This window comes from Labrys sp. LIt4 (genome assembly GCF_017813775.1).
Classification (GTDB): Bacteria; Pseudomonadota; Alphaproteobacteria; order Rhizobiales; family Labraceae; genus Labrys; species Labrys okinawensis_A.
This window is the reverse complement of record NZ_JAGIPY010000003.1, coordinates 537,025-545,418: the sequence shown is the minus strand read 5'-3', so window position 1 is coordinate 545,418 and position 8,394 is coordinate 537,025. Positions and strand designations below refer to the sequence as shown.

Below are 8,394 nucleotides of genomic sequence, written 5' to 3'. Positions count from 1 at the left end.
ATCACGCCTTGCATTACAATGCAAATTGCCGGAAATCGCCGTCCACACCGACAAAATCCGGCAAACGCGAATACTTGCCTGGCTAAAAAACTAACGCTGAATCAGCAGCTTGCGAGTTCTTCACGGACGACTTCTTACTAGGTATTTACTCCTGGCATTTGATGGAGCGAATTGAGCCTGAACTTTTCTGGCTCGAGTGTCCAGCGTTTGCAGATGAACTCATAGCACCTAAGGCCCCGCAGAGCTTTCAGCCTGCACCCGAAGTAGGCGGCGATGCTTGCCGCCACCGCGCGCTTCTTTCCCAATCGCAAGAGCTGACCGGTAGCCGGGCAGGTCCGGTGCTCCACCGTTTCTATGCGTTTGCCAGGCACCCTGCCGCAGCCGATGCCGGCCGCCGCAGGATGGCAACCAGCATCAGCCCGCCGATCACGCTGACATGCTCGATCGCAAACAGCATCTCGAAGAAGGCGGCCTCCCCAGTCATCCGCCAGAACGCGTGCGCGATCGGGATCGTCAGCGCTGTGAACACACCGAGCGCTCCAGCTCCCAGCCAGACGTTCCAGCCTGAAATCACCAGCGCCGAGCCGCCGAGTTGAACCATGATCACCAATGCGGCCATCGGTGCTGCCGGTAGCACCCCGTATTTCTCCATTTCGGCAACGGCACCGGCAAAGTCGAAAAGCTTCGCGAGGCCGCTGGACCAGAAGAGGAATGTCACGAGCACGCGAGCAAAGACGCCAAATGCCGGTGACGACAGAAGCTTATCTATAAACATCGTTTGCTCCTCAGGCTGCCGGCGCGAGCGGGATATCGATGCCGAAACGAGCGGCCGTCTCGACGATCTTCGGAATGTCGGGCGGCAACATCTCTGGAAACGCCGTCGTCCCCGGCGGCAACGGCTCGCCGACCGTGACGAAGAATTCTTCATGCAGATCGCCCGGAAAGTTGATCAGCAGCAGCTTCGACGGGACGTCGGCGATGTTGCGGAAAGCGTGCATGGTTCCCGGCGAGACATGCACGAAGTCGCCTGGCCCGCAGATCTTCGTCTCATTGCCGACGGTAATTTCATAACGGCCCTCGAGAATGAGAAAGGCCTCCTGATCCGTCTGCGTGTGCGGCGGCGGGCCGGCATTCGGCGCGGTGAGAACCTCGATCACGGTGAAACTGCCTTTCGTGTCGGCATACCGTGCGCGAAAGGTCAGGATATTGCCGATGAAGTGAACGGTCATCGGCGTGCTCGCCGATTGGCTTGGTTTTGCCGGAATGGAATTCATTGACTTGTGCCCCCGGGCGCTTGTGATACACTCAGCTCTTAATGAGATTGATGTCTCATAATGAGGCGAAAATGGACAGTCAAGAGAAAAGATTCGAGCGGGTAAACCAGAAGCGCCGTACGCGCGGTGAATTGCTGCGTGCAGCACGACAGATCGTTGAGAACGGCGGACATCCATCGGTGGCGGAGGTTGCCGATCTGGCAGGGATCTCCCGGGCCACCGCCTACCGCTACTTCTCGACACCTGATGAAATCATCCGCGAAGCAGTGCTCGATGGCGTCGCCGATGTCATCAGCATCGAACCGGCCGCGGCAGATGCCAGTCTCAACGACGCCGAGGCTCGGCTCGACAAGCTCGTATTCGACATCTTCCATATGATCCTGAACAACGAGAGCGTCTTCAGAGCCCTGCTCGGCAATGTCGTGACCGGCCAGACCCAGGTGCGCCGCGGCGGCCGCCGTATTCCCTGGCTCAAGGAAGCACTATCGCCGCTTCAGGACCGCGTTCCCTCGAAGCAGCTCGACAGGCTCATTCATGCCCTTTCGCTGGTTACGGGCGTCGAATCCCTCGTCGTGATGCTGGATATTTGCGAGCTTGAACCTGACGAGGCCGAGAGGACACTACGCTGGACGGCAAGGGCCATCCTGAAGGCAGCCCTGGAGGACAGTGATTTCAAGAGAGCGTGACAGTGGTGGGAAAAACTCTGAGATCTACCCTCTCAGAGAAGCCGCTGCGCCATGTCGCGTTGTTGTAGTAGCGGGATGCCTGCTCCACAGATCGGTGACGCGACCGCTATCTGGCCTCGGGGAAAGGGATGCCGCGACTCGGAAAAAGGGAGGCGAGGCGCCACAAGTGCTTGAATTTAGAGTCATTGCGACTCGGAACGCGGCCCCGACATAGGAGCGGATCGCCCGATAAAGTCGGCGGACTGATTGCGATGTTCGCTTCCATGCTTACACAGTTGGTGCTGCCCTGGTCGACATCGCCCGCCACAGGCTGCTCCCCTAGAAGGGTGGTTTCAAGTGGTCTGTCTGCTGTTCGCTTTAGGTTGGCTTCCGTTGGCTCGGCCGCCAGGCGCTGACGACCTGCTATTTCGCATTCTTTATCGTTGTCCTGCCCATCTTTGCGATCTGGTCGCGCCGACGCGTGAAAGCCGAAGCCGCCGGGATTGCGCGCGCCTTCGATTGACGTCTTGACCATCACGCCGCCTTCCTCACCTCCCAGCGTTCCTTCTGCTTGTCCTGCCCTATCAAGGCGAGGCCATAGGCGATCGACTCGAACTGGTCCGTGGTAACAAGGCGCTCCTCGCCGAAGCGTTCGGCGAAGAGCCTGCGGATGGCGGGGACGAAGGAGGTACCGCCGGTGAGGAAGACACGCTCGATCTCCTCGGCCCTTGTGTTGGCGCGCTTCAATCCTTCGTCGAGGCTCGCCTCGATGCGGGCGACGTCTCCCGCGATCCAGCGCTCGAAATCGCGGCGCTTCAGCGCGGCCGCAATCTCGATATCGCCGCCGGCGAAGCGGAACTCGGTTTCGTCCTGGCTGGAGAGGGCGATCTTGGCCCTGGACACGGCGCTGTAGAGCGCAAATCCCATGTCGAACTCGATGATCTCGATGAATTTTTCGAGCTTCTCCGGTTCCACGGCAACCTTGGCCAGGTCCTGCAAGCCCTTGAGGTCGCCATTGGTCTTCATCAGGGCGAGCTGGTGCCAGCGCGCGAGGTTGGCGTAATAGTGATTGGGGATCGACAATTCCTTGTCGAAGGAGCGGAAACGCCCGCCCTTGCCCAGGCGCGGCGAGACGATGCGGTCGACGATCGAATAGTCGAAGGCATCGCCCGCAATGCCGATGCCGGAATGGGCGAGGGGTTCGGCCTTCAGCTGGCCGGCGACCTGCTCGAAGCGCATGATCGAAAAGTCGCTGGTGCCGCCGCCGAAATCGGCGACCAGCACGGTCGCGTCGCGCTCGAGCTGGCGCGCGTAGAAGAAGGCCGCGCCCACCGGTTCGTAGACATAGGTGGGATTGACGACGCCCAGGCGCTCAAACGCGGTCTGGTAGCGCCGCATGGCCAGATCGTCATCGGGCTGGCGGCCGGCAAAGGTCACGGGGCGGCCGATGACGAGATTGGCGGCCGACAGGTCGAGCCGCCCGTCGGCATGCTTGACCAGCGTGTTGAGGAAGGTCGCCAGCAGGTCTTCGAAACGGAAGCGCTCGCGGAAGATGCGGGTTTCCTGGAAGGTGGCGCTGGCGGCAAAGCTCTTGAAGGACTGGATGAAGCGGAAGGCCGTGGTCGCCTCCACGAATTGCTCGATGGCCCAAGGCCCGCCTTCGACGCGAATCGTGGACTTGCCGGGGCGGCGCTCGTCCCAGAAGCACAGGGCGGTGACGAAATGGTTCAGCCCCTGGCCGCCATGCTCGAAATTCAGTGCTTCGGTGCGGCCGTCGGCATGGGCGAAGGCGACCACCGTGTTGCTGGTGCCGAAGTCGATGCCGACAGAAACAGGGGCGCTCTGTTCCGCTGCTGGAGATTGGGGCGGCATGGTGCCTCCTAGAGCGTTTTCCAGAAAAGTTGAGAGACTTTCGATAAGGAAAACGCGTAAAAACAAAAAATTGGAGAGCAAAGCGCGATTTCAGGGAAATCGCACTTTGCCCGAAGGCGTTTGCGATCCGTCGACGCCGACGAGAATCGCAAGGACGCATCGAAGCTGAGGACAGAGCAGGAGAGCGTCCATGTTCGAACGCGCTTTGCTCCGGCGGTGGGGAAGAGGGCCGGGGGAAATAGCCCAAGAGGCTCATCAAAGCTAGTGCCGATCCAAAATTTTCCGACTTTGATTTGTCAGACTTGTCAGCACGCTCCCGCCCGCTACCATGCCGCCAAACATGCGGGAGGACGCGATGGAATTTGCCGGCGAACGTATCGTGGTGACGGGAGCAACCAAGGGCATCGGGCGGGCCACCGCCAAGCTGCTGGCGGCCCGGGGTGCTGAAATCATTGCCATCGGGCGTAATCAGGCCGAACTCGAAAGCCTGTCCGCCGAGACGGGGGCGGAAATCCATGCCGTCGACCTTGCCGATCCCGAGGCCGTACGCGCCGCCGCCCGTTCGATCCAGCCCGTCGACCGGCTGGTGAACAATGCCGGCACCACCTCGCTCGAGCCATTCCTGGAAACCAGCGTCGAAGCCTTCCAGGAACTGATGTCGGTGAATGTGGTCGCAGCCATGATCTTCGGCCAGGAATGTGCGCGCAGCATGATCACCCGGGGCAAGAAGGGAGCGATCGTCAACGTATCCAGCATTTCCTCCTCGATCGGCTTTACCGACCACGCGGCCTATTGCGCCAGCAAGGGCGCGCTCGACTCGCTGACAACCGTGATGGCAAACGAACTCGGGCGTCAGGGCATCCGCGTCAACGCGATCTGCCCGACGGTGATCCTCACGCCCATGGCGGTGAAGGCATGGAGCGATCCCGCCAAGGCTGCTCCGATGCTGCAGCGCATTCCGCTGGGGCGCTTCTTCGAGCCGGAGGAAGTGGCCGAGACCATCGCCTTTCTCCTCAGCGACAAGGCCTCGATGGTGAACGGGGTCGCCATGCCGGTGGATGGTGGCTTCCTGATCACCTGATGCGATGCCGCAGGCGCTTTCGCGGAGCGACTATCGAAGGATATTTTCATGGCCGATTGGAATCCCTCGCTCTATCTGCGCTTCGAGGATGAGCGCACGCGACCGGCGCGCGATCTGCTCGATCGGGTCCCGCTGGCCTCGCCCGCCCTTGCCGTCGACCTTGGCTGCGGCCCGGGCAACTCCACCGAACTCCTGGCCAAACGCTGGCCCACGGCCGAGGTGACCGGGATCGATACGTCAGAGGCCATGCTGTCGGAAGCGCGCAAGCGCCTGCCTTCCGCCCGCTTCGAGCGGGGCGACGTGACGAACTGGCAGGCGGAAAAGCCGCCGGAACTGATTTTCGCCAATGCCGTGATGCAATGGGTTCCCGGACATGCGGCACTGCTGCCGCGCCTGCTGGCCCAAACCGCGCCGGGCGGCGTGCTGGCCGTGCAGATGCCCGACAATCTGGCAGAGCCGTCCCATCGCCTGATGCGTGAGACGGCCGCGGACGGGCCCTGGGCGGCCAGGCTCGGCGATGCCTCGCGCATCCGCGAGCGCATCCTGCCGGCTGAAGACTATTACAACCTGTTTGCCGGGCGGGCGTCCTCGATCGATATCTGGCGCACCACCTATTACCACGTGCTGGACGACGCGCCGGCCATCGTGTCCTGGCTGCGGGCGACAGGCCTGCGCGCCTTTCTCGATCCGCTCGATCCCGAGCAGCAGCCCGCTTTTCTGGACGATTATACGGCGCGCATCGCGAAGGCCTATTCACCGCGGGCCGACGGCAAGGTGGTGCTGGCCTTCCCGCGCCTCTTCGTCGTGGTGCAGCGCTAGCAGCGGGTGTGCCGATCTCCGGATCGGGACTTTTTGAAGCGGCGCGTTTCTAAGGCCAAGATGCCGATCTGGAGATCGGCACACCGGTCGCGCTTCTATCCCGACAATGTTCCGGCCCACGGGCCCAGCAAGGAAATGACCAAGATGAAGAACGTCCTGTGTTTCGGCGATTCCAACACGTTCGGCACGCCACCTCTGGCCAGCCTGGAAGAAGCCCGGCGCTATGACGGCAAGACGCGCTGGCCCGGAGTGATGCGCAAGATCCTCGGCCATGCCTGGCATGTGATCGAGGAAGGCCTGCCGGGGCGCACCACCATCCGCGACGATCTCATCGAGGGCACTCACAAGAATGGTCGGCGCTATCTCGCCGCCTGCCTGGAAAGCCACCGCCCGCTCGATGTCATCGTACTGATGCTGGGTACCAACGACCTCAAAGCCCGTTTCAGTGCGCCGCCGGAGGATATTGCCGCCGGGGTCGACATTCTCGCCGGCATCATCGCCGCGACGCCCAATCTCGACCAGCCGCCGGCCAAGCTCCTGATCGCCTGTCCGCCGCCCATCCGTGTGGTCGGCTGCCTGGGACCGTTGTTCGCCGGCGGGGTGGAAAAATCGCAGGCCCTGCCGTCCCTCTACGAAGCGGTCGCGCGAAAGCACGGTGCCGAGTTTCTCGATACCGGCAAGCTGATCGAGGTGAGCCCGGTCGACGGCATCCATTACGAGGCCGAGGCGCATCTCATTCTGGGGCAGGTATTCGCCGAACGGGCCCAGGCCTTGGGAGGCTGAGGGCCCGTCGGCAAATTCGCGCGTGACAAAACCGCTCACCGTCGCTATATGCCTGCCATGACCTTTGCATCCGCCCCCACCTTTTACTGGTATTTTGGCTTTCGCAGGCCTCTGGCGGGGGTAGGGGTGCGCTCGATCTGAAGACAGCAGCAGATCAGACCCGACAACCGCCAGCCCGACTGGCGGTTTTTTTATGCCGCCGGCCGGACCAACCATCCAAGCAAACCGAGACTGGAACCCCGGCCATGTTGAGCACCACCGACGATCTTCGTATCCGTGAAATCAAGGCGTTGACCACGCCGGCTGATGTAATGGGTGAGCATCCTCGCACATTGGAAGCAACCCGCACCGTCACGCAATCGCGGCAGGCCGTGCACGATATCCTGCGCGGGAGCGATGATCGTCTCGCCGTGGTGGTCGGTCCCTGTTCGATCCACGACCCGGTTGCCGCCCTCGACTATGCCGACCGCCTGATGAAGCTGCGCCAGCGCCTGGGTTCCTCGCTGGAGATCATCATGCGGGTCTATTTCGAGAAGCCGCGCACCACGGTGGGATGGAAAGGCCTGATCAACGACCCCGATCTCGACGGTTCGTTCCAGATCGACAAGGGGCTGCGCATCGCCCGCAAGCTCCTGCTCGACGTCAACAATCTCGGTTTGCCGGCGGCCTGCGAATTCCTCGACATGACCACGCCGCAATATATCGCCGACCTCGTCGCCTGGGGCGCCATCGGCGCGCGGACCACCGAAAGCCAGATCCATCGCGAGCTGGCATCGGGCCTGAGCTGCCCCGTCGGTTTCAAGAACGGCACGGACGGCAATGTGCGCATCGCGGTCGATGCGGTGAAATCGGCGTCGCAGCCTCATCACTTCATGGCGGTGACCAAGGATGGCCGTTCCGCCATTGCCTCGACCGCCGGCAACGAGGATTGCCATATCATTCTGCGCGGCGGCAAGAGCACCAATTACGATGCGGCGAGCGTCGAGGCGGCCTGCACTGAAGTCGCCAAGTCCGGCCTGCCGCCGGTGGTGATGATCGACGCCAGCCATGCCAACAGCTCCAAGAAGCCGGAGAACCAGCCGCTGGTGCTGGCCGATATCGGCACGCAGCTGGCGGCAGGCGACAACCGCATCATCGGCGTGATGATCGAGAGCAATCTCGTCGCCGGTCGCCAGGACCAGGTGCCCGGCAAGCCGCTGACCTATGGCCAGAGCATCACCGATGGCTGCATCGACTGGGACACCACCGTGGTCGCCCTCGAGCGACTGGCGCTGGCGGTGGAGCAGCGTCGCATCGCCAACCGCGAAGCGGTGAAGGTGGGAGCCTGATGGGGGCGGGTCTTCGGACCCGCCTGAAAACGCGGCATCAGCCGGAAAGGGTAGGTGGATCTGAAAGACCCACCCCCCATGGTGGCCGATTTGACGCGGCCCGCCCCGAACCGGCATGGTCGCGCCGGAACGGAGATGAGGACGTGAGCGAAACACAGATCATCAAGAAAGTCGTCTTTGCCGTGTGGTGGCGGATCGGCATTCCCGTGGCCCTGTTCGTCTTCGCGATCGGCTGGGCGCTGAACTTTCTGTTCTACGTCGCGCCGATGCTGCAGGTCACCGGCTCGATTTCCCATTACGGCGCGATGCTGATCGCCGGGCTGCTGGGCGGCGACGTCTCGGCCTTTCTTGGTGACGGCGGCCTCATCGGCAATGTGGTGATCGGATTCTTCCGCGCCATTCTCGACAATCTTCCCATGCTGGTCGTCCTGGTCGTGCTGACACGCTGGCAGATCCGGCGCCACTTGCCCCGTATCCTGCGTGACAATGGCCTGATAAGAGGCGGCGAAGAGGGAAGCGGCAGCTAGAGCATCAGCTCGAAGAATGGACTATGGTTTCCGCAAGAGTGATGC

10 protein-coding genes and 1 pseudogene are annotated in these 8,394 nt (G+C 62.2%); 6 read left to right on the top strand and 5 right to left on the bottom strand.

The features are described 5' to 3' along the window. Positions 1 to 137: 137 nt before the first annotated feature. From J8I29_RS29980 to J8I29_RS08400, 3 genes and pseudogenes are all read right to left on the bottom strand, one after another. A pseudogene (locus J8I29_RS29980) lies at positions 138 to 275 on the bottom strand (IS481 family transposase); the annotation flags it as partial. Positions 276 to 352: 77 nt separating this feature from the next. Continuing rightward, positions 353 to 775 (bottom strand): DoxX family protein, encoded by a 423-nt coding sequence (locus tag J8I29_RS08405; protein WP_209431282.1) that lies wholly within the window; start codon positions 773 to 775, stop codon positions 353 to 355. 10 nt (positions 776 to 785) lie between these two features. Continuing rightward, on the bottom strand, positions 786 to 1,229 hold the full coding sequence (locus tag J8I29_RS08400; protein ID WP_245196776.1) for a cupin domain-containing protein: 444 nt from the start codon (positions 1,227 to 1,229) through the stop codon (positions 786 to 788). A 116-nt stretch (positions 1,230 to 1,345) separates the two neighbouring features. Between J8I29_RS08400 and J8I29_RS08395 the strand changes: the two genes are divergently transcribed. After that, complete coding sequence (locus tag J8I29_RS08395; protein WP_209431280.1) at positions 1,346 to 1,960, top strand: TetR/AcrR family transcriptional regulator; 615 nt, start codon at positions 1,346 to 1,348, stop codon at positions 1,958 to 1,960. Between the two features lie 106 nt (positions 1,961 to 2,066). Here the strand turns inward: J8I29_RS08395 and J8I29_RS08390 are convergent, their stop codons facing one another. Further along, on the bottom strand, positions 2,067 to 2,477 hold the full coding sequence (locus tag J8I29_RS08390) for a hypothetical protein (RefSeq protein WP_209431279.1): 411 nt from the start codon (positions 2,475 to 2,477) through the stop codon (positions 2,067 to 2,069). Continuing rightward, positions 2,474 to 3,811, bottom strand: a complete 1,338-nt coding sequence (locus tag J8I29_RS08385; protein ID WP_209431278.1) for an Hsp70 family protein — start codon at positions 3,809 to 3,811, stop codon at positions 2,474 to 2,476. The genes J8I29_RS08390 and J8I29_RS08385 overlap by 4 nt, the downstream gene beginning before the upstream one ends. Positions 3,812 to 4,166: 355 nt before the next feature. Between J8I29_RS08385 and J8I29_RS08380 the strand changes: the two genes are divergently transcribed. The 5 genes from J8I29_RS08380 to J8I29_RS08360 all read left to right on the top strand — a co-directional run bounded on the left by J8I29_RS08380 (position 4,167) and on the right by J8I29_RS08360 (position 8,349). Next, positions 4,167 to 4,892 (top strand): SDR family oxidoreductase, encoded by a 726-nt coding sequence (locus J8I29_RS08380; RefSeq protein ID WP_209431277.1) that lies wholly within the window; start codon positions 4,167 to 4,169, stop codon positions 4,890 to 4,892. A 48-nt stretch (positions 4,893 to 4,940) separates the two neighbouring features. Beyond that, a complete protein-coding gene (gene tam, locus J8I29_RS08375) occupies positions 4,941 to 5,711 on the top strand; it encodes a trans-aconitate 2-methyltransferase (protein WP_209431276.1) in 771 nt (256 codons plus the stop codon). 144 nt (positions 5,712 to 5,855) lie between these two features. Further along, positions 5,856 to 6,494 carry an SGNH/GDSL hydrolase family protein gene (locus tag J8I29_RS08370; protein ID WP_245196775.1) on the top strand — a complete coding sequence of 213 codons (639 nt, stop codon included), beginning with the start codon at positions 5,856 to 5,858 and terminating at the stop codon, positions 6,492 to 6,494. A gap of 245 nt (positions 6,495 to 6,739) precedes the next feature. Next, positions 6,740 to 7,822, top strand: a complete 1,083-nt coding sequence (locus tag J8I29_RS08365) for a 3-deoxy-7-phosphoheptulonate synthase (RefSeq protein WP_105862115.1) — start codon at positions 6,740 to 6,742, stop codon at positions 7,820 to 7,822. 143 nt (positions 7,823 to 7,965) lie between these two features. After that, entirely contained in the window at positions 7,966 to 8,349 is a 384-nt protein-coding gene (locus J8I29_RS08360) for a hypothetical protein (RefSeq protein WP_209431275.1), read from the top strand. Positions 8,350 to 8,394: the final 45 nt, after the last annotated feature.